This window comes from Hyphomonas sp. UBA3195 (assembly GCF_002366485.1).
Taxonomy (GTDB): Bacteria; Pseudomonadota; Alphaproteobacteria; order Caulobacterales; family Hyphomonadaceae; genus Hyphomonas.
Genome location: NZ_DEXB01000016.1, coordinates 1 through 26446, shown reverse-complemented (window position 1 = coordinate 26446; position 26446 = coordinate 1). Strand labels below are relative to the sequence as shown.

General features: G+C 58.2%; 30 protein-coding genes. 8 read left to right on the top strand and 22 right to left on the bottom strand.

The genetic code is table 11. The features are described 5' to 3' along the window. Positions 1-2 precede the first annotated feature (2 nt). From msrB to B2344_RS05165, 3 genes are read right to left on the bottom strand one after another with little or no spacing between them, the layout of a single operon-like run. Positions 3-536: a peptide-methionine (R)-S-oxide reductase MsrB gene (gene msrB, locus B2344_RS05175; RefSeq protein ID WP_290497432.1), complete on the bottom strand. Its 534-nt coding sequence runs from the start codon at positions 534-536 to the stop codon at positions 3-5. Between the two features lie 59 nt (positions 537-595). After that, complete coding sequence (locus B2344_RS05170) at positions 596-835, bottom strand: DUF2164 domain-containing protein (protein ID WP_206991492.1); 240 nt, start codon at positions 833-835, stop codon at positions 596-598. Then, positions 822-1769, bottom strand: coding sequence for a prephenate/arogenate dehydrogenase family protein (locus B2344_RS05165; RefSeq protein ID WP_290484792.1), 948 nt, complete (start codon positions 1767-1769; stop codon positions 822-824). The genes B2344_RS05170 and B2344_RS05165 overlap by 14 nt, the downstream gene beginning before the upstream one ends. Before the next feature lie 177 nt (positions 1770-1946). Between B2344_RS05165 and B2344_RS05160 the strand changes: the two genes are divergently transcribed. Continuing rightward, positions 1947-2324: a DUF983 domain-containing protein gene (locus tag B2344_RS05160; RefSeq protein ID WP_290482902.1), complete on the top strand. Its 378-nt coding sequence runs from the start codon at positions 1947-1949 to the stop codon at positions 2322-2324. On the opposite strand, the gene B2344_RS05155 is transcribed toward B2344_RS05160, so the two are convergent. Continuing rightward, positions 2321-2665: a P-II family nitrogen regulator gene (locus B2344_RS05155; protein ID WP_034814880.1), complete on the bottom strand. Its 345-nt coding sequence runs from the start codon at positions 2663-2665 to the stop codon at positions 2321-2323. The genes B2344_RS05160 and B2344_RS05155 overlap by 4 nt on opposite strands. A 68-nt stretch (positions 2666-2733) precedes the next feature. Continuing rightward, positions 2734-3477 (bottom strand): class I SAM-dependent methyltransferase, encoded by a 744-nt coding sequence (locus B2344_RS05150; RefSeq protein ID WP_290482904.1) that lies wholly within the window; start codon positions 3475-3477, stop codon positions 2734-2736. A 38-nt stretch (positions 3478-3515) separates the two neighbouring features. On the opposite strand from B2344_RS05150, the gene gloB reads away from it, so the two are divergent. Together gloB and B2344_RS05140 are read left to right on the top strand one after the other, a co-directional pair. Beyond that, positions 3516-4289, top strand: a complete 774-nt coding sequence (gloB, locus tag B2344_RS05145) for a hydroxyacylglutathione hydrolase (RefSeq protein ID WP_290482905.1) — start codon at positions 3516-3518, stop codon at positions 4287-4289. After that, a complete protein-coding gene (locus B2344_RS05140; protein WP_290480078.1) occupies positions 4289-4735 on the top strand; it encodes a cupin domain-containing protein in 447 nt (148 codons plus the stop codon). The genes gloB and B2344_RS05140 overlap by 1 nt, the downstream gene beginning before the upstream one ends. Here B2344_RS05140 and B2344_RS05135 read toward each other — a convergent pair. The 6 genes from B2344_RS05135 to cysS all read right to left on the bottom strand — a co-directional run bounded on the left by B2344_RS05135 (position 4732) and on the right by cysS (position 11496). Further along, a complete protein-coding gene (locus B2344_RS05135) occupies positions 4732-5541 on the bottom strand; it encodes a glycosyltransferase family 2 protein (protein ID WP_206991498.1) in 810 nt (269 codons plus the stop codon). The genes B2344_RS05140 and B2344_RS05135 overlap by 4 nt on opposite strands. Continuing rightward, on the bottom strand, positions 5538-6785 hold the full coding sequence (locus tag B2344_RS05130) for an O-antigen ligase family protein (protein WP_290484791.1): 1248 nt from the start codon (positions 6783-6785) through the stop codon (positions 5538-5540). Before B2344_RS05130 ends, B2344_RS05135 begins: the two co-directional genes overlap by 4 nt. A gap of 49 nt (positions 6786-6834) precedes the next feature. Next, positions 6835-8808 carry a threonine--tRNA ligase gene (gene thrS, locus B2344_RS05125; RefSeq protein ID WP_290484790.1) on the bottom strand — a complete coding sequence of 658 codons (1974 nt, stop codon included), beginning with the start codon at positions 8806-8808 and terminating at the stop codon, positions 6835-6837. Positions 8809-9087: 279 nt separating this feature from the next. After that, positions 9088-9435 carry a membrane protein insertion efficiency factor YidD gene (yidD, locus tag B2344_RS05120; RefSeq protein ID WP_290482230.1) on the bottom strand — a complete coding sequence of 116 codons (348 nt, stop codon included), beginning with the start codon at positions 9433-9435 and terminating at the stop codon, positions 9088-9090. Between the two features lies 1 nt (position 9436). Beyond that, a complete protein-coding gene (locus B2344_RS05115) occupies positions 9437-9895 on the bottom strand; it encodes an iron-sulfur cluster assembly scaffold protein (protein ID WP_290482231.1) in 459 nt (152 codons plus the stop codon). 215 nt (positions 9896-10110) lie between these two features. Next, the gene (gene cysS, locus B2344_RS05110; protein WP_290482232.1) at positions 10111-11496 is read right to left on the bottom strand and encodes a cysteine--tRNA ligase; all 1386 of its coding nucleotides are present in this window, start codon (positions 11494-11496) and stop codon (positions 10111-10113) included. Positions 11497-11867: 371 nt separating this feature from the next. Here cysS and folE point away from each other — a divergent pair, with 371 nt between their 5' ends. After that, the gene (folE, locus tag B2344_RS05105) at positions 11868-12485 is read left to right on the top strand and encodes a GTP cyclohydrolase I FolE (RefSeq protein WP_034815219.1); all 618 of its coding nucleotides are present in this window, start codon (positions 11868-11870) and stop codon (positions 12483-12485) included. A 135-nt stretch (positions 12486-12620) separates the two neighbouring features. Continuing rightward, entirely contained in the window at positions 12621-12941 is a 321-nt protein-coding gene (locus B2344_RS05100; protein WP_206991504.1) for a hypothetical protein, read from the top strand. A gap of 68 nt (positions 12942-13009) precedes the next feature. Here B2344_RS05100 and B2344_RS05095 read toward each other — a convergent pair whose 3' ends face one another. The 10 genes from B2344_RS05095 to B2344_RS05050 all read right to left on the bottom strand — a co-directional run bounded on the left by B2344_RS05095 (position 13010) and on the right by B2344_RS05050 (position 22413). Further along, positions 13010-13780: an alpha/beta hydrolase gene (locus B2344_RS05095; RefSeq protein WP_290482964.1), complete on the bottom strand. Its 771-nt coding sequence runs from the start codon at positions 13778-13780 to the stop codon at positions 13010-13012. Positions 13781-13809: 29 nt separating this feature from the next. Next, positions 13810-14319 (bottom strand): RNA pyrophosphohydrolase, encoded by a 510-nt coding sequence (locus B2344_RS05090; RefSeq protein ID WP_206993284.1) that lies wholly within the window; start codon positions 14317-14319, stop codon positions 13810-13812. A 2-nt stretch (positions 14320-14321) separates the two neighbouring features. Next, positions 14322-15620 carry a divergent polysaccharide deacetylase family protein gene (locus B2344_RS05085; protein ID WP_290484789.1) on the bottom strand — a complete coding sequence of 433 codons (1299 nt, stop codon included), beginning with the start codon at positions 15618-15620 and terminating at the stop codon, positions 14322-14324. An 83-nt stretch (positions 15621-15703) separates the two neighbouring features. Beyond that, positions 15704-17026 (bottom strand): S41 family peptidase, encoded by a 1323-nt coding sequence (locus B2344_RS05080; protein WP_290482962.1) that lies wholly within the window; start codon positions 17024-17026, stop codon positions 15704-15706. Positions 17027-17054: 28 nt separating this feature from the next. Continuing rightward, complete coding sequence (locus B2344_RS05075; protein ID WP_290484788.1) at positions 17055-18296, bottom strand: murein hydrolase activator EnvC family protein; 1242 nt, start codon at positions 18294-18296, stop codon at positions 17055-17057. Between the two features lie 10 nt (positions 18297-18306). Next, the gene (locus B2344_RS05070) at positions 18307-18837 is read right to left on the bottom strand and encodes a hypothetical protein (protein ID WP_290484787.1); all 531 of its coding nucleotides are present in this window, start codon (positions 18835-18837) and stop codon (positions 18307-18309) included. Between the two features lie 9 nt (positions 18838-18846). Next, positions 18847-20232, bottom strand: a complete 1386-nt coding sequence (locus tag B2344_RS05065) for a M28 family peptidase (protein ID WP_290482051.1) — start codon at positions 20230-20232, stop codon at positions 18847-18849. Between the two features lie 111 nt (positions 20233-20343). Then, positions 20344-20946, bottom strand: a complete 603-nt coding sequence (locus tag B2344_RS05060) for a peroxiredoxin family protein (protein WP_290484786.1) — start codon at positions 20944-20946, stop codon at positions 20344-20346. A 99-nt stretch (positions 20947-21045) separates the two neighbouring features. Next, entirely contained in the window at positions 21046-21585 is a 540-nt protein-coding gene (locus B2344_RS05055; protein WP_206991512.1) for a GNAT family N-acetyltransferase, read from the bottom strand. 81 nt (positions 21586-21666) lie between these two features. Beyond that, positions 21667-22413, bottom strand: a complete 747-nt coding sequence (locus B2344_RS05050; protein WP_290482958.1) for a Bax inhibitor-1/YccA family protein — start codon at positions 22411-22413, stop codon at positions 21667-21669. A 355-nt stretch (positions 22414-22768) separates the two neighbouring features. On the opposite strand from B2344_RS05050, the gene B2344_RS05045 reads away from it, so the two are divergent. Together B2344_RS05045 and thpR are read left to right on the top strand one after the other, a co-directional pair. Then, positions 22769-23101: a DUF2853 family protein gene (locus B2344_RS05045; protein WP_206991514.1), complete on the top strand. Its 333-nt coding sequence runs from the start codon at positions 22769-22771 to the stop codon at positions 23099-23101. An 82-nt stretch (positions 23102-23183) separates the two neighbouring features. Continuing rightward, on the top strand, positions 23184-23717 hold the full coding sequence (thpR, locus tag B2344_RS05040) for an RNA 2',3'-cyclic phosphodiesterase (RefSeq protein ID WP_290482957.1): 534 nt from the start codon (positions 23184-23186) through the stop codon (positions 23715-23717). 12 nt (positions 23718-23729) lie between these two features. Here thpR and B2344_RS05035 read toward each other — a convergent pair whose 3' ends face one another. Then, positions 23730-25283: a ShlB/FhaC/HecB family hemolysin secretion/activation protein gene (locus tag B2344_RS05035; protein WP_290484785.1), complete on the bottom strand. Its 1554-nt coding sequence runs from the start codon at positions 25281-25283 to the stop codon at positions 23730-23732. Between the two features lie 336 nt (positions 25284-25619). Here B2344_RS05035 and B2344_RS05030 point away from each other — a divergent pair. Next, positions 25620-26446 (top strand): FecR family protein (locus B2344_RS05030; RefSeq protein WP_290484784.1); only part of this gene is annotated, 827 nt, incomplete at its 3' end.

Sequence of the window (26446 nt, the reverse complement as noted above, 5' to 3'; positions counted from 1 at the left end):
AATCAGGCCGGCTTGAAGGTCAGCGCAACGCCATTGTTGCAATACCGCAAGCCGGTGGGTTCCGGCCCATCCTCGAATACATGCCCCTGATGGCCCAGGCATTGGGCGCAGTGGTATTCCGTGCGCACATAAATCAGCTTGCGATCAGGTTTGGTTCCCATGGCGCCCGGCAAGACATCGTAGAAGCTCGGCCAGCCCGTGCCGGAATCAAATTTGGTGTCCGATGAAAACAGGGCGAGGTCACACCCGGCGCAATGATAGGTACCTGTGCGGGCCTCCTTGTTCAGGTCCGATGTAAAGGGACGCTCGGTACCCTCTTCCCGCATAACGCCGTAGGCGACCGCGCTCAGGCGCGCACGCCAGTCATCATCGGTAAGCTGGCGCCATTCGGAATCAGCATATTGCTCCTCATTATCGGCGTTTTCAGCGTCTGCTGCTTCCGATGTAGAATTGATGGAACAGGCGGCAAGGCCCAGTGAAGCGGCGCCGGACAGGAGCAGCGAGCGTCGGGAAATCGTGTGGGTCATGCGGTTCATACGCGGGACCATACCGAAAGGTTCAGTCCCGCACGACACACAAGCGCGTGAGCATCATGTCAGCCAGCTTCCTCGACCCAGACTTCACCGTCGAGGTCCTCCAGCTTGCCCTGCAGGTGAGCGCGGACATCTGCGACAGCCTGATTGTAGACGGCCGGACCGAGCGTCGTCAGCATCAGGTCGACGATGTCATCTGCCCGAAAATCGCTGAGGCGCTCGTCAAATTCGGTTGCAAACAGAGTTTGCAAATGGCCACGCAACGTCGCGCGACGCTCCTCGGTCAGTTCAAGCGCCTTCATCCTCATCTCCCTTGGGCAGGTTCCGCCCGAAGTTAACTGCCCCAGAATCCTGGCCCGCATCAATGATGGCCTTGCGGATTGAACGGGCGCGATTGAACTCGTTGAAAAGCGTTTCTCCGTCGCCCCAACGGATCGCGCGTTGCAGCGCGGCAAGATCCTCGGAAAACCGGCCAAGGCACTCAAGTACGGCGTCCTTGTTGTTCAGGAAAACATCGCGCCACATGACAGGGTCGGAGGCGGCGATACGGGTGAAATCCCTGAAACCACCAGCAGAATACTTCACGACCTCACCCTGCTCGACGGTCTCCATATCGAACGCGGTTGCAACGATATTGAACGCAATCAGGTGTGGCAGGTGCGAAGTGATCGCGAGGACCCGGTCGTGTCGCGCTGCGTCCATCGTTTCAACCGTTGCACCAAGTTGCGTCCAGAACGCCTCCAGCATCGATACAGCAGCGCCGTAATTGTCGTCCCCGTCTGCCAGGGGTGTCAGAATGTGCCAGGCATTCCGGAACAGGGTCGGAAAGCCCGCCTCCGGACCGGATTGCTCCGTACCGGCAATGGGGTGGCCCGGGATAATGTGCACGCGGCCATCGGCGGCGGCCGCAAGCGCTTCGGTGGCTTGGCCTTTCACTGAGCCCACATCGGTCAGGACGGCTCCTGCCATCATCAGCGGCACAGCGTCTGCAGCAACGGCCTGCAAGGCGCCGACGGGGACACAAAGGAACACGCAATCTGCCTCTGCCACGGCAGTGGCAAGATTGTCCGCGACATCCCCCAACGCAATTCCAGCGGCGCGCTGGCGCACATCTTCGCTGGAATCATAAAGGCTCACAGTCCCAGCCGCGCCGTACTCCACAGCCGCCCTCGCAATGGACGCGCCGATGAGGCCGGCGCCAATAATGGCGATCTTGTTGAAGACGGGTTCGGTCATGGTGTTCCTGCAGTCAGATTTCGCCCGTTCTGGTGCGGAATACGGCGACCAACGTCAAGGCCTTCATGCCCCTGCAACCATCTACCGCAGATGACACCAGCCAAGCGGTCCTTACATGGGTATGGAAAGTGCCGGTAAAGGTCTGACCACGCATCCGGCTCAAAGAGGTCCAGAATCATGAGCAACCCCTCCCCCATCATTTCCGGTATCCGTCAGCGATGCGGCCAGTGCGGCGAAGGCAAATTGTATAGCTCCTACCTGAAGCTCAACGAATCCTGCCCCGTTTGCGGGCGGGACATGACGGCGGCCGATACAGCAGACGGCCCGGCCTTTTTCGTAGGTTTCGGTGTGCTGCTATTGCTGGCGCCGTTTCTGTTCCTGTTGCCGATGAGTCCGCTGCCCCTGGTGCCGATGGTCATTGCCTTCATCGCGCTATGTGCGGCCGTGATTGGACTGTGCTTGTGGTTGTTACCGGTTGCAAAAGGCGTGCTGCTGAACCTTCAGCTCCACCATGGCGCCGAACAGGCAAGCTTCAAGTCCGAAGACCAGAACTAGCCGGACACAGCCTGTTCGTCGCGCTCACCGGTGCGAATCCGGATAATGCTGTCGAGATCATAGATGAAGATCTTGCCGTCACCGATTGTGCCCGTATTGGCAGCCTGCGTTATCGCTTCGGCGTAGCGCTCGGCCGAGGCGTCAGGGCAGGCGACTTCCACTTTGACCTTGGGCAGGAGGCGCACTTCGTATTCCGCGCCGCGATAAACTTCGGTTTTGCCAAGCTGGCGACCATAGCCGCGCACTTCCGATACGGTCAGTCCTGTCGCGCCAGCTTCGGACAGCGCGTCAATCACCGCATCCAATCGGCTCGGCTTGAAGATGGCTGTTACGAGTTTCATGGCACGCAATCCTTTGATCTGTAATGCGAATTAGGAGTTTCTAAACTACCGAGGCGCGCGTAGCGGCGTCAATGGCTTTCGCGACCATTGCTTGTCGCAGGCCGCGCCAGACGCACTTTTTCGGTCACTGGTGCTGTAGCGCCGCCTCCAGGAGAGGCATAAAGGCGTTTCACTGCCTCCACCAACACCACACCACCAAGCCCCGGCGCAAGCATTCGGCCCATCACTTCCCAGCCTTCGGCAGCCGAACTCACCAAAGGTGTCGCCATTGGCGGCATGTAAAGCGCACTACTGGACGCTGTAACCTGAAACAGCCCGATCGAGAGCAGATTCATGAGCTGGGCGCGTGTCCAGGGGCGGCCCTGACCAAACGGCGTCTTGGTCGCGCGCGACCACAAGCCGGACCGGTTGGACGCCGCCAATACAATACGCCCCTCCGGAGCCGTTATCCGCCAGATTTCCCGCAAGTAGGCGCGCGGATTGCCCGATTCCTCGAGCCCATGCAGCACGATCACACGATCAAACATGCCGTCCGGAAAGGGTAGCCGAACATCGCCTATGGCGACCGCCGCATTGCCGCGACCGAACGGGTCCCATGAGACGGGTCCATGATCGAGCGGGATACCTGCCACGCTGCGCCCCGGCGCAGCACCAAAGGCCTCGAGCACCGGAATGGCGTATCCCAGCCCCAGCAGAGAGAGGCCGCGCGCATCTCCCCAGAGATCCGTCAGCTTGCCGGACAGGATGCGCGTCGCTGCCTGCCCCAAAGGCGAGGCATAGAAACGTTGCAAGGTGACGGCATCCTGACGCATGAAGTGGCCTGTGCTAGTCTGGTCTGCAGGAGACGCTAATGACGAAAATCACCCTCGACATACACAAATTTCCCTGCCTGAACGATAATTACGGCTATCTGGTTCATGAACCTGTCTCAGGAAAGACTGCGGCAATCGATACGCCGGATGCCGAAAAGTACCTTGCCGAGGCCGATCGTAGAGGCTGGACGGTTACGCACATCCTGAACACGCACTGGCACCCCGACCATGCGGGCGGGAACTTGCGGATCAAGGAAGTCACGGGATGCACCATTTACGGACCAGCCGGTGAAGCGGAAAAAATTCCCGGCATTGATGTGAAACTATCCGAAGGCGATATCGTCGAATTTGGGCGTACGAACGCGCGCGTGATGGATGTGCCCGGGCATACGCTAGGCCACATCGCCTATCATTTCTCAGATCAAGACGTCGCATTTGTCGGAGACGCTGTCTTTGCACTAGGTTGCGGCCGTGTTTTTGAAGGCACGATGGAGATGATGTGGAACAGCCTGACCAAGCTGAAAGCTCTGCCGCCAGAAACCCAGCTCTACTGCGCGCATGAATATACACAGGCCAATGCAAGGTTTGCCGTCACGGTCGACCCGCAGAATAAAGCACTGACGGATTACGCGCTCTGGATTGACGAGCGTCGTGCAGAGGGCCTTCCAACTGTTCCAACGAGGTTGGACAAAGAACTTGCCACGAACCCATTCTTGCGTGCCGACGATCCTGTACTCCAGGCGGCGATGGGTCATCCCGGCAACACCGTCGAAACCTTCGCCGAAATACGTGGACGCAAGGACCGCTTCTGATGCGGGGTATTTCCGGAGATCTCGGCGCCCGAGAGATCATCCGCATGCTGGATCTGACCCCTCACCCAGAGGGAGGACACTTCCGGGAAACGTATCGCGCGCCGACATCGGACGGCAGCCGCGCCAGTTCCACGATGATCTACTATCTGCTGCAAGCTGACGAAGTCTCGGCATGGCATAGGGTAGATGCTGACGAATTCTGGCTATGGCATGCGGGCGGCCCTCTTTCCCTCACGCTATCGCCACCCGACGGCCAAGGGGCAAGTGCGGTGACGCTCGGTCCTGACCTGCGGGCTGGGCATCGCCCGCAACTTGTCGTCCCTTCGCAACACTGGCAGACAGCGGAAACGCTGGGCGCATGGACACTGGTCAGTTGTATTGTTGCCCCGGGCTTCGAATTTAGCGGGTTTGAAATGGCCCCCCATGATTGGCGTCCAACCGTCTAGCGACGAGCCTTGAGGGCGCGCACCATGACTGGTGAAATCAGCGTCACCATCAGACGCTCCAACGGGCCGTTCGCAAATTTCCTGAAATACTTCACAAGGCTGCGCGCCTTGTGCTCGACCACAGCCTCAGAGGGAACGTCCGACGTCGACCCATAATGCAACGCGCCCGCATGAGGTTGATAGACTACGCTACCGCCAGACTTCAGGACCCGGCGACAAAGGTCGACATCTTCGACGTGCAGAAAATAGCCCTCGTCGAACCCTCCCATCTTGCGAAAGGCCTGACGATCCATCATGAAAAAGGCACCTGACACTGCACCAACTTCGATGGAGTTTCGGGGCGGCGGGTCATTTTCCAACGTCCACTTCCCAAACCCCATCGCACGCAAGAGCGTCAGCGTGTTGCGTCGTGCGCCTCGCTCCTCACGACCGTGGATATCAAAAATCTTGCCGCCGACCAGGACGGGTTCAGCACGCTTCTCCATTGCCGCCACAAGTCTTGCAAGCGAACCGCGGCGCAGAACCGCATCCGGATTGATGACGAGAAGCAGATTGCCGAGCGCCCCCGCCGCACCCTTGTTCACCCCGGCCCCAAAACCGGGATTCGTGCCATCACGGACGATGTGGACTTTATCTGAATTTGCCTCGAACTCATCGATCCAGGACTGTTCCTCTGGCCGATTTCCGTTGTCGACAATGATAATTTCAGAAATGTCCGGATCGGACTTCAGGGCATAGAGACATTCATGCAAGCGAGGGCCGGTATGATAGGTCACAACGATCGCCGTAATTGTCGGGAGAGTCATCCAAGCGATCCTCTCACACGGCGAGACAGAACAATCAGCGCAACGACAGCGAGCGCCAAGGTAGACCAGAAAGCTTCATTCCAGACACTATAGGAAAAACTGAACAGGCAGAACGCCGCCGCCAGCATGCCGCCAATCGCGTAGTGAATATCCGCGCGTAAATTGTGCCCAATTGGCAGTCGCCATCCGATCAGCAGAACGGCAAGTGCCGCAACAAATGCACCAACTGCGCCCGTCTCGGCCCATATCTGCAAGGCCATATTGTGCGGATGTCCCGGAACGACCGGATACCGCGCCCAGAAATCCGGCAACTGCGCCATCCATTCCGGATAGGCTGCATACGTGTCCTGCCAGGATTTTGATGCTTCGATACCATGCCCCATCAGCGGTGCCTCCTGAATCTTCCCGATCACGACTTCCCACGACCAGGCGCGAGACTGGAAAGACCCCGGCAAGTTCACACCACTTCGCTCCAGCATGTAGAGCAGCCCACTCATCAAGATCGGCGCTAGCGCAATATAGGCAGCGACAGCCGTGAACAGGCCGCGCAGGCCATACTTTGGGAAGACCCGAACAATAACGAAAGCGACGAGCGTCAAAGCCGCGCCAAACATGGCGGCTGACGATCCGAGAACGCCGAAGCTGACAAGGCTGGCCAGCGCAATCATCAGTGCGAGCCCCTTCCATGCCAAGCCTGGCCGGGCCCCAACATATGCTACAAGTATAGGCAGTACGAGCGCAAAAGCGTTCGCACCCCGATCAAGGTTCTGAAAGCCTGAGGAATGATTGAGCGGATCATCCCCGTAGAAGACGGGCATCACTGAAGTCGCGAAGACCGGGCTGAGCAGGATCAGCAGACCATGTATGGAGAGGCTTCCCAATATCAGGCGGGACGAGATCTGTGCGCGCCCGGGCGCAGTTCGCAATGCACCGGCTATCAAGAGCGTGGTGAAGAAAAGCGTCAATATGATGCGCAGCCCGGCGGACCGAATGGCAAAGTCGCCGCCCATCAATGTCCCACTGATGATTCCCCGCGAGACCGGAGACCAGGACTCACTCGCAACGGCCCAGACCAGAAAGGCCATGCCCGCCAGCAGGTAGTGGGCGGGACGGATACCGGGCCGTGCAACAAGTAATGCAGGAATCGCAGCCAGCGCGAGCAGCAGGACGTTACCTTGCGTCCCTGCGATGGAGGTCAAAGGCCACAACAGGAAGGCCGCGGCGAGAAAAGGTGCGTAGCTCATGCTGCGCATCTTTTCGTGTTCCGCAGTACCTGTCACCTGTTGATCCGGACTAGTCGGACTTCAGGTCTGGTGCGAGGGCTTCTTGGGCGAGATCGCGGCAGGCATCCTCCAGCGAGATCATTTGCTGACCATTGCTGCCAAGCCGACGCAACGCCAGTGTACGGTCCTCAGCCTCACGACCACCAACCACCGCAATGATTGGCACTTTCTGAACCGAATGCTCGCGAACCTTGTAGTTAATCTTCTCATTGCGAAGATCGGTCTCGACGCGCAGTCCGGCCTTGCGCAGAGCAGCCGCTGCTTCCTCAGCGTACTCGTTCGCTGCGTCTGTGATCGCCGCAACGACAACTTGCACCGGTGACAGCCACATAGGGAAAGCGCCGGAAAACTCCTCGATCAAGATACCGATATAGCGCTCCATCGAGCCAAGGATGGCGCGGTGCAACATGACCGGGCGCTGCTTTGAACCGTCCGACGCCGTATATTCAGCGCCGAGACGCTCTGGCAGAACATAGTCCAGCTGCAACGTACCACATTGCCAAACCCGGCCGATCGCGTCCGTGAGTTGGAATTCAAGCTTGGGTCCGTAGAAGGCCCCTTCCCCGGGCATGATCTCACATGGCAGGCCCGCTGCATCAACGGCGTCCTGCAGGCCTTTCTCGGCCCGGTCCCAGGTTGCGTCATCCCCGGCCCGGACATCCGGACGTGTGGAGAGTTTCACGGCGATATTCTCAAAGCCGAAATCCCGGTACACGTTTTCGAGCAGGCGACAGAAGCGGATAGACTCTTCGACGATCTGGTCTTCACGGCAGAAGATGTGCGCATCGTCCTGCGTGAATTGACGGACCCGCATGATGCCATGCAGCGCGCCATGCGGCTCGTTGCGGTGGCAACACCCGAATTCCGCCAAGCGCAGCGGCAGGTCGCGATAGGATTTCTGGCCCTGTTTGAAGACTTCGACATGCGCCGGACAGTTCATGGGTTTCAACGCCATCAGTTTGGCATCGTCAGGCACCGAAATGTCCACGCCTTCATCACCTTCAGGAATGAAGTCCGGCACGATGAACATGTTCTCGCGATACTTGCCCCAGTGACCGGATTTCTCCCACTGAACCGAATCCATCAATTGCGGCGTCTTGATCTCTTCATAGCCGGCCGCATCGAGACGCCGGCGCATATAGGATTCGATCTGCAACCAGATCTGGTAGCCTTTCGGGTGCCAGAAGATGGACCCGGCCGCCGCCAGGCCGTCGAGATGGAACAGGTCGAGCTGCGTCGCGAGTTTGCGATGGTCACGCTTTTCGGCCTCTTCGAGGCGTAGCAGATGCGCCTTGAGGTCTTTCTCATTGGCCCAAGCCGTGCCGTACATGCGCTGAAGCATTTCGTTCTTGGAGTCGCCACGCCAATAGGCGCCCGCCAGCTTCATCAGCTTGAAGGCCTTCGGCAACTTGCCCGTGCTGGGCAGGTGCGGGCCGCGGCAAAGGTCGAACCAGTCGCCTTGCTTGTAGACGGTGATCGCTTCGCCCGGAGGGATGATGTCGTCGATGATCTGCGCCTTGTAGTCCTCGCCGATCTTCTTGAACGTCTCGATGGCCTGGTCCTTGTCCCAGACCTCGCGGACAATCGGATAGTCCGCATCGACAATCTCGCGCATTTTCTTTTCGATCTTCTCGAAATCTTCCGTCGAGAACGGCTCTTCGCGAGCAAAGTCGTAATAGAAGCCATCATCGATGACTGGGCCAATCGTGACCTGCGCGTCGGGATAGAGTTCCTGCACTGCCTGCGCCAGCACGTGGGCAGCGTCGTGGCGTATCAGTTCGAGGCCTTCGGCATCATTCGCCGTAACGAGTTCGACCTTTGCGTCGCCGTCGAGCGGGCGCATCAAATCTCTCAGCTCGCCGTCCACCCGGGCGGCGAGCGCCTTCTTGGCGAGGGAATTGGAAATCGATTTGGCGACGTCAAAGGACGAAGCGCCCTCTTCATATTCGCGGACGGAGCCGTCTGGCAGGGATACTTTGATCATGGTCTAATCTTTTCGTGCATTCTTGCGCTCTGTACAGCGCGGCAAATTCGGTTCCGGTCAGGCCCTTTATCCGGCGTCTGCTTAACGCGACTTCACCAGATTTCCCACCCCATACGCATTTCTCGCGCAGTGGCGGGGTTTTCGGACCCTATCCGGGCTTCTTTTGGGCTGTTTATGGGTACATGAAGCGGGCGCGCACAAAGGCGCAGCCAAGGGGCGCGTCAGGCACCCCGGCGAGTTCGTGTGGTCAGGCCAACGGGGCCGAGAAAGCAACGAATATCACTCATCGGGTTTCATATGGCATGACGACGGGCGGTTTTCAATTCGTTCCATGGCCTTGCGCGCCGACCATGCGCCATACCGCCAAGGCTGCCAGACCGGCACATCTGGCAGGGTTTCCGGCACCGGGTCCTTGCCGAGACTGCCGCCCGGTCGACACCGGATGAAACGCGCCAGCGCCATCCAGATGCCCGGCCACCATCCAAACCGCGCAACACATTCGGCGCCATATTCACTGCAGGTGGGCGTGTGCTGGCAGCGCGCGCCGAACGCGTAGAACACCTGGCTTGGGCCATGCTTGTAGACCCAAAGCAGACCATTCGCTGACCGGCGCCGCAAACCGGCCATCTCAGCCTGCCGTCTCGCGCGCGAGACCGCGGCTTGCCAATGCCTCCTCGATGGCAGCAACCGCCGCTTCAAAAGCTAGCAGCGTGGACGTATGGCGAGGGGGATAATCGGCCACGGGTTCCAGATGGCGCAGCTCCCAGAAGCGGCCTTCCGGCGGAGGTCCATTGCCTTTCAGCATGTCTTTCAAAGCGTCCCGTGCCGTGATCACCTCTTCGATCGTTGCACCAATGGCGTGTTCTGTAAGGATCGAGGTAGCCGCCTGGCCGAGAGCGCAAGCCTTTGGATCCACTGCGATGGCCGTGATGCGCGCGCCCGCTTCGTCCAATTTCAGATCAACCTTCACGGTCGAACCGCACACACGCGATACCTTCAGGACAGACCCGTCAGGATCTGTCAGATCACCCACATGCTGGATGTCCGCTGCGAGTTCGAGAACACGATTATGGTACAGTTCGCTCATCGCCTGAAACATGGCCTTCGCTGGCGCACGGCGCAAGGCTGAGGCACGGTGACAAAAAAATGCCGCCTGACTCAGGCGCGAACGCGAGGCAGGCGGCAAAGGCGTGTCGTGCATTGAAAACGGGGCGCTCAGGCCGTGGCCCGAACACACAGGAGCGGCCTGTTAAGGTCAATTAAAGCTTCCGTCATCGGGGCAATTGCAGTCGGCCTGAAAAATCAGATACGTCGCCAAGTCGAGCCACCGGCCCCATCCATGATCTCAATACCTTCGGCAGCAAGTTGATCACGAATGCGGTCAGCCTCAGCCCAGTCCTTGGCTGCACGCGCATCGATACGCGCCTGAACAAGCCCATTTATGCGGTCATTGCCATCATCATCCCCGCCCTGTTCCCAGGCTTTGGGAGTCAGGGTCAGAAGCCCAAGCATTTCGCCGGCATCGAGCAAATTTGCGCGGGCCGTCGCCATAGCATCCGTATCTCCCTTGTCCGCCGCCATGTTCGCTTCGCCGGCAATACGCGAGAGCGAAGCGAGCGCTTCGGGTGTATTCAGATCATCACAAAGGGCGTCGAAGACGCCCCGGTCATCGACTTCACCGCCTTCAGCGTCCCACACACGGCGCAACGCGCCATAAATCCGGTCGAGCGTTGTCTTGGCCTGTTTCAGCAAGTCTTCCGTCCAGTCGAGCGGCGCACGGTAATGCCCGCTCAGCATGGCAAAGCGCAGCACCTCACCATGCCATTGCTTCAATAGCTCGTGCACCAGAACGACATTGCCGAGCGATTTCGACATCTTCTCGCCGCCCATATCCAGGAAGCCATTGTGCATCCAATAGTTCGCCATGATCTCGCCATGCGCGCATTCGGACTGGGCAATTTCGTTTTCATGATGCGGAAACTGAAGATCAATCCCGCCACCATGAATGTCGATTGTCTTGCCGAGATGCTTTGCGGCCATGGCCGAGCATTCGATATGCCAGCCGGGACGTCCCCTGCCCCACGGGCTGTCCCAGATCGCATCTTCTGGTTCGCCTTCCTTGGCGAATTTCCAGAGCGCGAAGTCGGCTGGGTCGCGTTTGTCTTCGTCGACAGCAACGCGTGCGCCGGCTTCATTGTCTTCGAGCTTGCGACCAGACAGCTTTCCATAATCCGGCATGGAATTGACCGAGAACCAGACGCCTTCCTTGCCGACATAGGCATAGCGTTTGCGGACGAGCTTCTCAATCATCTCGATCATTTCGCCGACATGATCGGTCGCCCAAGGCTCAATGCTGGGCGCGAGCACGTTCAGTGCGGCCGTGTCGGCATTGTAGATTTGGGCGAATTTCTTCGTAATCATCTCAATCGGTTCGCCGGTCTTGACGCTGGCCTTGATGATCTTGTCTTCAATATCGGTGATGTTGCGCGCGTAGATCACCGCATCCTCACCATACACCCTCATCAGCAGGCGCCGCAGCACATCGAATGCAATGGGCGGACGCGCATTGCCGATATGGGCGTAATTGTAGACAGTCGGGCCGCAGACATACATCGTCACGCGCGCCGGATCCTGCGGCTGGAAAACGCGCCTCTTGCGCGCGGCGGTGTCGTAGATGCGGATTGTCATGGTTTTTGGGCTCGATTTCGGAAGTCTGGACGTGTCGCTGGCGCTACGGGTAGCTGGCCAGCCCTAATGGCGTGTTGATGCGTTAACAGCAACACCGGCAGGCAGGACGACAACAAAATCGAACACGTTCCATGTAGACGGCGATATCATCGGCGCGCAGAAAAGCCAAGAATGGAGTCATCCAGTCGCGCGACGTCAGCGTAGAAAGGGCTGGAAACAAGGCCATCGCACCCTTATGTTCCTCATATCGCCCTGAGGGTATCAACTCCGGGCGGGCGTTAAGTCCGGGCAGGGGAGCATTTTTACGCTTTCCCAGACCAAGCCTCGGCTCGACCCTCGTCCCTCAGTCGAAGGAAACTTCAATCATGGCCATGGATGCCATCACTCCCAATAAAGACAAGGCACGCGCAGAGCCCATCAAGCGCCCTACCGTTCAAGAGGCCGAAGAAGCCGTGCGCACGCTCATCGCGTGGGCTGGCGACGATCCGCGTCGCGAAGGCCTGCTCGACACGCCAAAGCGCGTTGTCAACGCCTACAAGGAATGGTTTTCCGGCTATGAGGAAGATCCCGTCAAATACCTGTCGCGTACCTTTGAGGACGTGCAGGGCTATGATGACATCGTCATGCTGCGCAACATCGACGTGGAGAGCCATTGCGAGCACCACATGGCGCCCTTCCTTGGCAAGGCCTATGTCGCCTACATGCCGTCGGCAGCCGTTGTTGGTATTTCCAAGCTGGCACGCGTCGTAGAGATCTTCTCGAAGCGCCTGCAAACGCAGGAAACCATGACCGCGCAAATCTGTGATGCGATTACCGACAGCCTTGCCCCGATGGGCACGGCGGTCCTGATCGACGCCGTACATGAATGCATGTCGACACGGGGCGTCCACCACAAGGATGTCAGCACGATCACGACGCAGTTCACAGGCGTGTTCAAATCGGACGCCGATTTGCGCAACCGCTTCCTGCGCATGGCCGGCAAGGGCTGAGCCGACTTTCTCTCAGAATTGATCAACCCCGGCCCTCAATGCCGGGGTTTTTTATGGACTCCGTCCCCAGCATTGATAGCCTCGAAACCGAGGTAGAGTGCAAAAGAACAAACCTGAAAGACGGAGGAGACTTCCATGAAACTCTTTTTAGCGGCGAGTGCGGCAATTACGCTGTTCGCTCTGCCTGCAATGGCACAATCCACCACGGTCGAATTCGCAAGCAGCGATGGTACGACCGCCCTTGTTGTATTCTACGAAAACGGCACGGCCTCCATGGATGGAGGCGATCCCATTCCGTACACGATGGATGAAGAATCCAAGACAATCTGTGGCCAGACACCCGAAGGTGATATTTGTGCAACCTTCGACGAACTGGGCGAAGATGTCGGCTTCTCGACTGGCTTTACAAACACTGCGGGCCAATCCGGCACGGCAACAATCACAGCCGCCGACTGATCGGCTGGAAGGACTAAACGGGTTTAGAGGCATTCGCCAATCGGCGGGTGCCTCTTTTCATGACCGCCTCAAGCAGCAGGTCTCGTCTTTGCAAGCCAGGTAACAATGTCCGAAACCACCTTGTCAGTACCCGGCTCATCCACGATCCAATGGGCATTGTTCGGATATTCCAGAAAGTCACCCGCTACTGGGCTTTTTGCGTATTTTTGCCCCACCTTGCGGACGGCCTTGGCAGGCGTCGCACGGTCTGCACCAGCAGCGATCGTCAGTGTTGGAATTGTAAACAAGGTCTCGTCGATCTCGATTCCATCTGCGATGTCGCCGTAAACCTTCCCGGAGTCGTACAGCGCATCAGCGTAGATCTCAGCATGACGACGCGACGGCACCTTGTTGAGCACGCCATAACGAAATCCTGACTCCCAAACTTTGTAAGCTTTCGAACGATTCCGGCTGATAAGGATGTTAAGAAATGTATAGGCGACCGACAGGGTCACCGCGCTGCAATCCTTGGGCTGAGCCGGCGTCAGGAAGACCGCCTGACTCACGAGCCCCTGCTCGACCAGGCATTGGGCAATCAAGCCCCCCATCGAATGGCCAATCACGGCAGGCGGGCTGCCAGTTTCACTCTCAATCCGGCGAACCGTATCCGCCATGGATTTCACATAGTCATCCAGGCCGAGATCAGACAGCGAAGCTGGAGGAGAGTCAGGCACCCGCTGGTCCGGAAACAGTGTTGGAGCGTCGCAGTTCCAGCCTGCCGCCTCGAACCCCACGCGCATCCGATCCCAGACCTCACCGCCACACCCGATCCCATGGATCATCAGCAAGGATTTTGTCATCGGTTTACGCCTCTATTGCTTGGAGGGTTTCAACCCTGAACTTCCTTGTGGCCGGGGACCGGTTCGGCCCAACTGGTGAACCGCTGGGAAACTTCAGAATACACCATGCGCTTGAACGGCACGACCAGCGAAGGAACTTCCTCGAGCCGCGCCCAACGCCAAGCATCGAATTCCGGCGTATGCCGGTCGAGGCGAACATCGCTATCGGCCCCCTTGAACCGGAAAGCGAACCATTTCTGCCGCTGACCAATATAAGGCCCGGGCAAACGCTTCTTCAAATCAGGTGGGAAATCGTAGAACAACCAGTCCGACGTCTCCTCGAGAACATCCACCAGTTTTTCCGGTACGCCGACTTCTTCTTCGAGTTCGCGGAGTGCGCCGACCAAGGGCGTCTCGCCCTTGTCGATGCCACCCTGCGGCATCTGCCATTGGAACGCTCCCCGGCCATTGATGCGCCGCCCAATAAAAACATAGCCTGCTTTTGAAAACAGGGCGAGACCGACATTGGGTCTGTAGAGGTCGGGATCGGGCGCGTGTATCGTCACCCTTCCGGGTTTACCGGAGCCTGAGACAAGCTTCCAGTCTGGACGCGCTTCGGTTGGGAAGTTTTTGCAGACACCGAAATCAGGGCAGACGCCGGTGCCAGAACGACCCCACGTTTCTGCATGTCCTTCGTCCAGTCCTTGGCGATCTCGATTGTCAGCGGGAAGGCATACCCAGTTCCCATGGACGCGCCGTTTTCCTTCGCGAGCGTTTCGAGGCCCAGCAACTCGGTCCGGATGTCATCTGCGGTCAGCTTTGCGTCAATTGTGGCTGCGGCGCGTGCAAATTTCATTTGTGTGCGTCCGGCGGCGCGGTCGAAGGCCCCGGTCTGGAAGCTGCCATCCTCGACGAGGGCGATGCCGCGATCATGCAGGGCTTGAAGGACGGGGCCGACAGCGCCGGGATCTTCGGCGAATTTGGCACCCTGATAATTGATGATCCCAAAATATCCGCTTGCCCGGCTGAGCAGCTTTTCGAGACGCGGCAAATTGCGTTCACCGGTGTCGCCGGCCAACAGGGTTTGCGGATGCATCTTCATGCGACCATACTCGAAGGATTCCATTGGCACTTCGATCAGGACTTCGTGTCCTTTTTCGCGCGCCTTGTTGACCCAGTACTGTAGATTGCCCGCGTCTGGCGCGAAGGACAGGGTCACTTCAGGCGGCAACTCTTCGATTGCTGCCTTGGTATGGGTCGCATTGATGCCAAGTCCGCCAATGACGACCGCCACGATCGGCTGGTTGCCGGGATTGGCAAAGGGGCGAGCATACACATCGGACGGTGCCTGGCCGTCAGCAGAAATGCGCGGCAGGGACAGTCCGTTGATCCGCTCCGTCAGGCCCGGAACAGGCGCTGTATCGAGCGACGCTACACGCGTGACCTCGCCATAGGACTCGCCGGGACGCACCAGCTTTCCATTGATCCGAATGCCCTCACCTGAGGACTCTTCATCCCCCTGCCCGGTCGGGACTTCCGACGGACGGGGGGATGAAGCCTCAGCATATTCCACGCCCAAGCTTGGCTGATCAGAAACCGCATCATCTTCTGCCAAAACAACACGCGCGCCCAGATCCTGGGGCGTCTCCGCCTTCAGCCGGGATTTGAGTGCGGCGGTAGACCCTTGGCTGGTCTCAAACAAGGCCAGCACTTCGCTCGGTCCGGAATCTGCGGGATTGCCGGAATAATGGATCGCGGCGCCAAGACTGGCACCCACTCCACCAAATACAAGCAGGCTCATAGCAGCATGGGTCAGACCCGTGCGCAAAGGAGATGGGTCGGCATCCCTGCGGCTAGCCATCGATGGACCTCGTCAAACCAGTTTAAAAGAATTCTGAACAATCAGAATTGCATCCAACTGGTTAACAGGTTGCAAACATCCGGTTAACCTGCGCGCCTCATTGCACTGGCCGTGACAGTGCCTTCCTTGAGCATTTCAATCGCTCTCTTGAGCTGAAAATCCTCACCATCCCAATCTTCAGGCGGCTGCTCATCAGGCAAGGAAACATCTTTGCGCGCTTCACCGTCTTCATTGGCCAATGCGTGCGGCAGGTCGGCCTCGGACCAGCGATTGATCTGGGCAAGCTCTTCTTCAGACAGGCGTGCCTGGGTGATCTCGATGTCCGGGTCGATGCCGAGCGCCTGAATGGAGCGACCCGCTGGCGTGTAATAGCGCGCCGTCGTCAGGCGGACTGCGCCGCGATCTGCGCCAAGTGGAATGACGGTTTGCACCGACCCCTTGCCAAAGCTGGTCGTACCCAAAACGGTGGCCCGATGCCGATCCTGCAAAGCGCCAGCGACAATCTCGGAAGCCGAGGCTGAGCCGCCATTGATCAGCACGATCATCGGGACGCCCTTAAAGACTTCCCCGGAACGGGCGTTATAGCGCTCCATGTCGGAAATGCGTCGGCCCTGCGTCGACACAACCTCACCGCCAGAGAGAAACATGTCGGAGACCGAAACAGCCTGATCCAGCAGACCGCCGCCATTGTTGCGCAAGTCCACAATCAAGCCGCGTGGACGCGAGCCGGTTTCTTTGGCGATGCCTTCGACTGCCTCTTCAAGCAGCAGAGTCGTGCGCTCGTTGAAGGTTGAAATACGGATATATCCAATATCGCTTTCCTGCATTTTCCAGGTAACGGATTTCTGCTGAATTACTTCCCGGGTCAAAGTGACGTCAAAGGGATCCTCGCCTTCGCGCAGGATCGTGACATCGATATCGGTGCCCTTTTCGCCGCGCATTTCCTTGACGGCTTCGTTCAGTGTCTGGCCGATGATCGGCTTCCCATTGATGGATGTGATCAGGTCACCCGGCTGGATACCTGCACGGCTCGCAGGTGTATCATCCATCGGAGAGATGACTTTGACGAAACCATCTTCCATTGTGACTTCAATCCCGAGACCACCATATTCTCCGCTGGTCTGAACCTGCATCGAACGAAAATCATCCGGATCGAGATAGCTCGAATGCGGGTCGAGTGAGGTAAGCATGCCGTTGATGGCGGCTTTCATGGCGGCCTTTTCGTCGACTTCCGTTACATAATCCTGGCGGGCGCGGGCGAGGATTTCTGCGAACAGGTCCAACTGCTGGTAGGTGACCATGCGCGGATCTTCAGCCCGGTCCTCAGGAGAGGCGAAGGCGGAAAATCCGACAGCCGCGCCACCCAGAACGACACCAAGGGCAGCCCCTGTCAGTAGTGAACGCATATTCCAGTCCTCCATAATCCTTTTGACCTTAGCTCCGGCCTGGCAGCCAGTCTGCCGGATTCATAACCTTGTCGCCAAGCCTTAATTCCATATTCAGCTCGGGAACCGGCTCGGCTCGATCAGGCATGCGTCCAACAGGCTCGCCCACAGAAACGCCTTGGCCTTCAGTGACATAGATCCGGCTCATGCCTGTAAGAATAACATGGTAACCGTCACTCGTCCGCAAAATTAACATTGATCCATACGTTCGAAATGGCCGCGCATACTCAACCGTACCGCCAACCGGTGCGACCACTTGGGCATTTGCCCGCGTGGCAAAGGCGACCCATTCCGACTTGCCACCAGTGGGCAACTTTTCGCCAAAGGCCCGCGCAAGCGAACCTGCAACGGGGGGCTTCAGCGCCCCGATGACAGCACGCCCCAGTGGTCGCGAAGCTGGTGTACGCGCAACAGCGGACGTGGCTGACGGTTTCGACGAAGGCGAATTGGACACAAGGCGCGGTCTGAGGTCCGGTTTGGCGCCGGGCGCAGACGGCGCCTGAGCCTCGAGCGATGCCAGCAATGATCTCAAATCTTCTTCCCTGGCACCAATCTCTGCCGCGTGTGCCTTCAACAACGCGATATCGCCGGACAAATCCTCGAAATTCCCACGCTTGGCAGCGGCGAGCCGCTCAATCTCGACCTGTTTCAAAGCTAGTGTCGCTTCGGCAGCGTCGAGTTTGGCTTTTTCGCCGCGGATACGGCGCTCAAGCTCGTTCAGCGTATCGATTTCCCGCGACAATTCTTCCGATTCCATCGCAAGGCGCGGAGTTGTCTCGCTCATCAGGATGGCCCGGCGCACAGCCGTGTTCGCTTTGCTCGGGGACACGATCAAGGCAGGCGGCTTCCGGCGATTGGATGCGGCAAGCGCTGCAAGCAGGTCTTCCAGAGCCTGGCGGTTCTCGAGCAGGCTCATCTGCGCCGATACTCGACGCGCACCAAGATCGATCAGGGATTTCTCGGCGTTCGAAGCCTGTTCTTCACGGCGCTGGGACTCCATAGCCGCCGAAATCAACTGGCTGTCGATATTCTTTATGTCGCTCAGCGTATTTTCACCGGCGGCCTGCAGCGCTTCAAGCTTTTGCTCGGCGGCCTGCCGCTCAGCTTCGAGTGCCTGCAACTCTTCCCGCGAAAACGTATCCGGCGCTGCCGCCGTCAAGACAAACGCCGCAATCGATACCGTCAGGGGTCGCCAGAATGCGCTCATCTCTCCCTTATTGCAGTCGGTCATGACTTCAATATTAACCAATCAAGGCAAGTCGCTCGCTGATCGCAGAAACCTGATCAGAAATCAGTGCGCAATAGACAGCATGATTTGACCTATCGAAGGCCGGAGCAAGGCAAACCAGATGCGTGACCATCTCCACGACGATCTGCCCGTCTCGAATAATTGTGCTCGGCCGTCCGGCAAGAACGCCGTGCACGACCTCGTTCCGGTATCCAGCGAGCCGAAGGACGGCGTCGGACTGCCCCGACGTTGCGGGAAGCTGCTCCGGAGGCAGGAGATATCGATCTGATCGCGCGCGTCGCAGCAACAATTTCAGAGGTGCAACTCTTCCAGGCATTTTCAGATCAGCTGTATCTTCCTCCAAAGCGGTCTCATATCCGGAGAGGGCAGCAATGATCGCGCAATTAATCGCCGTGACGAGACCAACTGCAACCCAGCGCCAACGTTCGGGATCCTGATCCACATGATCCAGTTCCCGGTGGGCCAGTTTCAGCCCCTCGAGCGCGGCCGCGAGGGCTGGCCCCACTTTTTCAGACGCCGACATACGAGGACGTCAGTCCGAACCCATCGATGTCGGCTCCGACTTCCGGAAATCCCATCCTGTCTGGGCCGCAATGTATGTGAACGCCGCGTACACCGCAACATTCTGACGGAATGCCTCCGGATCAATCTTGTCGAATGTATCGTCTGGGGTGTGATGGTAGTCAAAATAGTCCCGGCCATCCTGCGCGGGCGTTACGACAGGCACCCCTGCCCTGCGGAGGACGCCGATATCAGGCCCACCGCCGGCTGCATTGTCGCCTTCTGACACACCCAGTGGGGTCAATACCTGCTTCATGACATCCGCATAGGATATTGCAGCCTCACCAAAATTGGTCTGGAAACGCCAGATGCGGCCGGCGCCAAAATCGCTCTCAGCCGCAAGCATATGCTTGTCGAGATCATCCCCATGTTGCCGAGCGTAAGCATTCGCTCCAAACAGGCCGACTTCCTCAGAGCCGTAGAGAACGACACGGATCGTTCTGCGAGGTTTTCCCGGCAAGTCCGCAATCAGCTTGGCGGCCCCGACGACGATTCCGCAGCCCGCGCCATCATCCAGTGCGCCGGTACCAAGATCCCAACTGTCGAGATGGCATCCGATCAGGATGATTTCGTCTTCCAGATCAGATCCTTCGACTTCAGCGATCACATTTCCGGACGGCGCAGCATCGGCATACTCAACGCCAATATCGAGATTCACGCGGACCGGGCCCCTGTCCAACAATCGTGTCAGCTGATCAGCGTCAGGGCCAGACAAGGCCGCTGCGGGGAGCGCGCCGAGCGCCCCTTCCCGGAACATGCCACCTGTGTGCGGCATGCGGTGTGGCTGTGTACCGACAGAACGGATCAGGCAGGCAACTGCCCCCTTCTCTGCGGCTGCATTGGCACACCCGCCCCGCTTGCGCACGGCAAGCCCGTAGCCCGAGCCATCTTGGGTCTTGTACATGCGCTCATCAATAAACGCGATTTTTCCCGCAAGGCTGTCAGCATCAGCCGCCTTCAGATCGGAAAGGGTTTCAAACCGGACGATATCAGCCTCCAGTCCACCTTCAGGCGTCGCACGACTGCCGCCGAGCGCCGTGATCACGAGATCTTGCGCATTCGCGCCAATCACGCGGGCCGATTCACGGGTCCGCGCCCAATACGGGATCGTGAAATCCTCAACGCGCGTGCGGTCAAAATTCAGCTCCTTGAGCGCGTTCATCGCCCAAACACGCGCCCGCGCCTCATCCGGCGAGCCGCCAAGGCGGGCCCCGACTTCTGTCGTCAGGTCTTCGACAAATTGCAGGCCAACCTCATCCAGCAGGGCATCCGCGATCAGTTGATCCGTCGTTGCCGCGATTTCCGGCGACAGATCGGCATCCTGCGCGAAGGACGGCGCACCGACCAATATGGCCATGCCAGCCAATAATCCTGCAATATGCCTGATCTGTCTCATCCGCTGTGCCTCTCAATGATCTATGCAGCGCAAGACTACATGTCCTTCGAGCAGAGTGAATAGCCCCGTTGCCTAAAGTTGTTCAGCAATCTGCAGGATAAGGTCGAGCGATGGGCGGTCCTTGTAACCTTCCTCGCGCAATACTGCCCGGACCGTCTCATCTGTGCCGATAAACATGATCGCCGGGTGGGGAATGCCGAAATAGCGCGAGCCAGGCTTCATCTCTTCATTCAGCAAATTAAACGCCGAAATAGCTTCCGAACCGGGATCGGACAGGAGTTCAAATCCAAGACTGTTCTTGCGGGCAAACTTCGACAGAATCTCGGGATCGTCATACGAAATTGCGACAAGAGGCCAGCCCAGGTCGTTGAGGTTGGCCGAGATATCATCAATCTGCTTCAGCTGTTTTTGGCAGTAAGGGCACCAGTCCGCAGAACGCACGAAGGCAACCGCAATCCCCTTCTCTCCCATGAGTTCAGACAGGCTCGCAGCCTCTCCAGTGTGTCTCACCAGATTGACCGAAGGCGCAGATTGACCGAGCGCCAGACCAATCTCAGGTGCTTGCATCATGGCAGCCGTATCCGGCGAGGCAGTGATTGTGTCGGCCGTCTCCTGGGCGTTCGCCGCCGCTGGCAGCATGGCAAGCACGGAGGCAAGAGTAAGCGTACGGATCATGGGGCGTCTCCTCTGAAGTCTGTGCACCAGCCTTACCCGCATGCAGGATCAGTGGCGAGGCGTAAACGGCACACCTCACACAGGCTTGATCGGTCGTTATCAGTTGCGGCGGGCCCGCCATTCATCGGCCGTCTGGCCGTAGACATCCCACATCATGCCCTCAAACGGCGGCGGCGTTTCCTGTTTTCTCATGAAGCGGCTACCCAGACGCTCGGCTACGCGAACAGAAGCTGCGTTCTCTGGCAGGATCGTATGGATCACCTCACTCCAGCCCAGAATATCCACCGCATAGTCCATTGCCGCCGTCGCGCCTTCGGTCGCGTATCCCCTGCCCCAGGACGACCGCACGAGTCCCCAGCCGATCTCCGTACCCGGCCAGCCGTTTGGTCTCCAAGGGCCGAGCCGGCCCACCCATTCTCCAGTAGATTTCTCGATCACAGAAAACATGGAGAAGCCCTCAATCGTCCACGCACCGGTCATTGTGCATATTGATCGCCAAGTCAGCTCCGGCCCCTGAACGCCGCCGAGGTGGCGCATCACGTCTTCATCGGCATGAAAGGCGTTCCACGCGGGGATGTCTTCTGCGCGAGGCGGACGCAGGAGTAATCGTTCGGTCTCGATTGTCGGACCTATGGCCATGATGACACCCCCCGCCTACCACACATAAGAAAGCCCCGCCTTGCGAGCGGGGCTTTGTCTACTCTTGTCAAACCAGCGACGCTAGTCGCGACCCGACATGATGGCCAGCAGGAACTGGAACATGTTCACAAAGTCCAGGTAAAGGCTGAGCGCACCAAAGGTTGTGGCAACCGCCATGGCCCGGGCATTGCCGGCAATCTGGAAATACATGTTCTTCAGGCGCTGGGTGTCATATGCGGTCAGGCCAGCAAACACCAGAAGGCCGACTACCGAGATCACCATGTGCATCATGCTCGACTGGAAGATCAGCATGTTCAGGATTGACGCGACGATGATGCCAACGACGCCCATGATCAGGAAAACGCCCCAACCGGACATGTCGCGCTTTGTGGTATACCCGTAGAGCGACAGGCCACCGAACGCGATGGCCGTTGTCAGGAAGGCCTTCGACACGATCAGCATGCCGTCCGGCTGGCGGGCATAGACATACACGATGGCGCCCATGCCGACACCGATCAGGGAGACGACCGACCAATAAACAAGGTTCGCCGCTGTGGGCGACGGGTTCTTCATGACGAAGCCTGACAGAAGCAGGATCGCCAATGGAGCAAACATGATGACAAGACCGATTGGTGGGGTCAGGAGGGTCAGTGTGACGCTTTCCGGCACCAGCGCGCCAAAGGCATAAGCCAATGCTGCGGTCAGCAGCAGGCCAAGCGCCATCTTGTTGTAGACGCCCAGCATGAAGCTGCGCAGACCTTCATTGACCGACATGTCCATCGTCTGGCCCGATGGCCCCGGCGAATAGGCACGATTGAAGTCATTCATAGGTGCAATACCCTTTCTGGTTGAAAGGCGGGGATTTATCACCCGCCAAACTGATTTCGAATATGGTGCTGACAGTTAAGTTTAGCAAGTTAAACCAGCGGTAAATGCGACCGCCTCCGTTCGCAATGCCTGCAGGCGATCAGGCATCTGAGCCTATGTCGAATTAGCAGAACCTGCCATGAATCCTGACCTCCGGCGCGATGTGTTGTCCTGAAAACTCATTTGGGAGAAGGATCAGGCCCTTTCCTGCTGCAATCAGACAGGTCTTATGGATTGACTTGAAATTACCCAAGGTTAATTTTCGTGTTCTGGCGTAATTCCAACAGTGGGGACGCCAAGAATGAAGGGGACAAAAATGGCAGACGCATCTGAATATGCCGAAAACATCAAGAAATATGCGAAAGGCTACAATCAGGCCGCAGCAGAAAAGATCGTGGGACGACTGGGGATTGCCTTGCGCAATCGGGACAGTTCCATTGTCGCCTGCAGCGATTCTGTTGAACTTGATCGCATTCGCGAGAAGTGGTGCCGCGGCAAGCTGGGTCTGCCGCACACTCAAGGCGAGCTGGACGCAGCCATCAAGGCAGTTTGCGACCAGATGAGCGCCGAAGGTGGCTCAAAGTCACGCGTGACGTTCTACTATTTGCTGGCAGAACACTTCGGTAAGCTGGACGCACTCGCCAGCTGAACTGGGCGAAAAGCAAAAGTTTCTGAAAACCCGGTCGCTGTACCGGGTTTTCTTTTGCTTCGGAAACCTGTTCAACCGGTCCATGTATCGCTTGTTTGCCGCCCTCCCTGTTCCGGAAGAAATTCATCCGGGCCTGATCCAGACGCAAACCGGCCTGTCCGGTGCCCGTTGGCGACCGCCCCGGAATTTTCATATTACATTACGTTTCTTTGGAGACGTCTCACACGCCGACGCTCGCGACCTCGACGAATTGCTTGTCGAGATATCCTGTGCGCCGTTCGAGGTGTCATTGGAAGGCATGGGATGGTTCGGCCGGCGGGAACCTTCCGCCGTCTGGGCACGAGTGCGCGAGAGCGATGCCTTGCGTGCGCTGTCCGCGCAATGCGAACGCGCCGCCCGTCGCCTGGGCCTTGCGCCGGACCGGCGCCCGTTCACGCCGCACGTTACCCTCGCCTACCTGCACGGCACTCTGCTCGACGAAGCCGCGGCATGGGTCGAACGCCATCATGCCTATCGCAGCACTGTGTTCTGGGCCGAGGGCTTCCATCTGTACTCGAGCCATTTGGGCGATGGACCCAGCCGCTATGTGGCTGAGGCCGACTATGTGCTGGGTTGACCGGCTGCTGGCCTAATAGGTCACCGACATCTGGAAGAACTGCTGCCAGTCGCGGTTGTCTTCATCATACGGCGTACGGGTGAGAGGCTTGGCAAGTTCGATTCCTGCCGATAGTCGGTCAAGAATGTTGATCCGCAATCCCAGCGCAGCGGACTCCATGTCCTTCTGTCGGACCCCGGTCGGCGTGTCATTCCAGACCATCGCGGCGTCGTATGAAACATAGCCTTGCGCAAACGAGATCAGATCGCTCTCAGGCGAAAAGCCTGCGCGCAATTCCAACAGGCCAGCGATGCCCTCATCACCGGATATTTCACCATAGCCGTACCCGCGTCCCATTACCGATCCGCCCACAGAGAATTCCTCTGCGGACAACAATGGCCCATCGGAAACCTGCCCCGACAGCAAAGCGTAGATGCCAAAATACTTCCCAATGTCGTGATAGTAGGATGTCTTTGCGTAGAGCTTGGTAAAACTCGCGTCTGCATCGTAGCGGGATCGGAACTCAACGGACTCGCCAGACGCGCCGAGAATGTCCAACCCGGATGAGAGTTCGACGAAAAAGTAGGTTTTTGATCCATCATCCGTCTGGAGACCGCGAAGCGCCACACGTGCAACTCGCAATTCGTCTCGATACCCGCCCCCTGACGTCCAGTCATTCTCCAAATGTGCCGCGTCGAATTGCACGCTCGCATACAAACGGTGCGTCCGCCGCTGAATGAGGGGACGCTCATACTTCATCCAGAGTGACAGGGACTCTCCGCCAATTTCGGGACTGTTCGGATTGTGCCCGTCCTGCGACAAAGCCGTTGCGGCCCCAAAAAGCAGGCTGTCGCCCGGCTGGAACGAGTAGCGATAATTGGCGCTCACCCTGGCATACTCGCCCGGGTCAACGGGCGTTGTGAACACGTTCAGCCGGAATTGGTCGCGATCTGCGAGGACGGAGTTGAACGCCACTCCTCCATATGCCTGCAATGGGCCAACGCGTTCAGACCCCCGATTGCTCAGCCCTGCATAGCCTTCCACCGGATCGAAATCTGTCGTCAGCACCAATTCGTGGCGGGAAGGATCCTCCGGGTCGGGCCGGATACGCGAGGTGACAGACATGCCTCGGATCGCCTTGATCCGGGCCAGTCGACGGTCAAGGTCTGGGAGATGCGCAATCGGTGCGTCGGTGAAGCCCTTCATGATGGGCGACGCCAGGTCAGTACGTGTGCCATCGAACTCAACCTGTGAGATGTGACCTTCAATGACCGTGATCGTGGCGATGCCCGCCTCGAGCGCCTGCCGGTCAACCACCGCTTGCGACAGGAAGTAGCCTTCGTCCCGGTAGGCCTGGGTAATACGATCCGCGATGATCACCAGATCTGACATTTGAGTCGGCTTGGCCAACTGCTTGTCGTAAGAAAATGACAGTTGCTCAGGCGAAATCGTTACTGCACCGACGACCGATACACCCAGAAGAGTGAAGCATCCTTCGTCGCCAAGCTGACATGATGGCGCAACTTTTTCCGGACTTTCGAGACGCCCCCGCAGCAAGCTCGACAACGCGTGTGCTGGACTGGCCATTACAGATGATACCGTTATCATCGACGCAACTGCGAGCAGGCGAAAGCGAAGATTTTTCGTGCGCGCAGCTCGCAAGACCGTGTTCCATTTATTAGAGTATGAGACTCGTTCCTATTCGGAATTTGTGAATGCCATCTTAAATACCTGCGTTTCATATTAACTCGGTATTTAGAGCCGTGATGTCTAATAATACCCTGATATATATGGGGTTTATATAAGATGTTTCGATTTCTGGTTGCCAGTATTCTCAGCGCGTGCCTAGCGGCAAGTTTTCAGTTCGCGTGTGCGGATTCAGACTCCTGGCAACTCGCGGAAAGTCATGGTGTCGTTCGCGTCATGGTGCCTGGAACGGCTATCGCCAAGGCGCGGTCGGGCATGGAGCTTCCCACCGGAACATTGGTCACGACCGGCAAGACAGGCACGGCCACACTCGTACGAAATGACCAGCGCATCAATATCGCCTCCGAGAGCCGGCTGGTCCTGTCGGAAAACTCCGACGCAATGACCCGTATCCGTCAGGATGCTGGTTCAGCTGCATATGAAGTCGATCGCCGCAAGTCGAAACACTTTCGCGTTGACACTGCGCTCATCGCAGCTGTGGTGAAGGGTACGGTCTTCACGGTCTCAGCCAGCCCGGAAGCCGGTAGGGTACACGTGTCAAATGGCTTGGTAGAAGTGCGCTCGCAAGGCGCAGGTAACTCTGTAGACGTACACCCCGGCGAAACGGCGTCCATCGTTCGCAGTGCGCCTGACGAAATCACCGTGCGTGGTCCGAAGGACGCATCCAACGGTGTCGAAGGCTTGAATGTACCTCCAATCGATTACGCAGAAGCCTCGGAAAACCTGCTTGAGCCTGTCGAAGCTGGCGTCGAAGCCGCGCAAGACCGGTCGAATGGCAATCAGGGGCTCGGAAACTCTGTGGCGAACACCGCTTCTGAGGGGAGTTCAGACGAGCACGCTGGCGGACCGAATGCCAACGCGGCAGCCGCAGCCTTCGCCGCCGCAACCAATGCTCGGAATGCCAGCCTGAATGGAAATGGCGCTGATAAAGGGAACGGGAATGGCAATGGAAACGGTGCCGAGAACGGAAACGGCAATGGTAACGGAAACGGTGCCGAGAACGGAAACGGCAATGGTAACGGAAACGGTGCCGAGAACGGAAA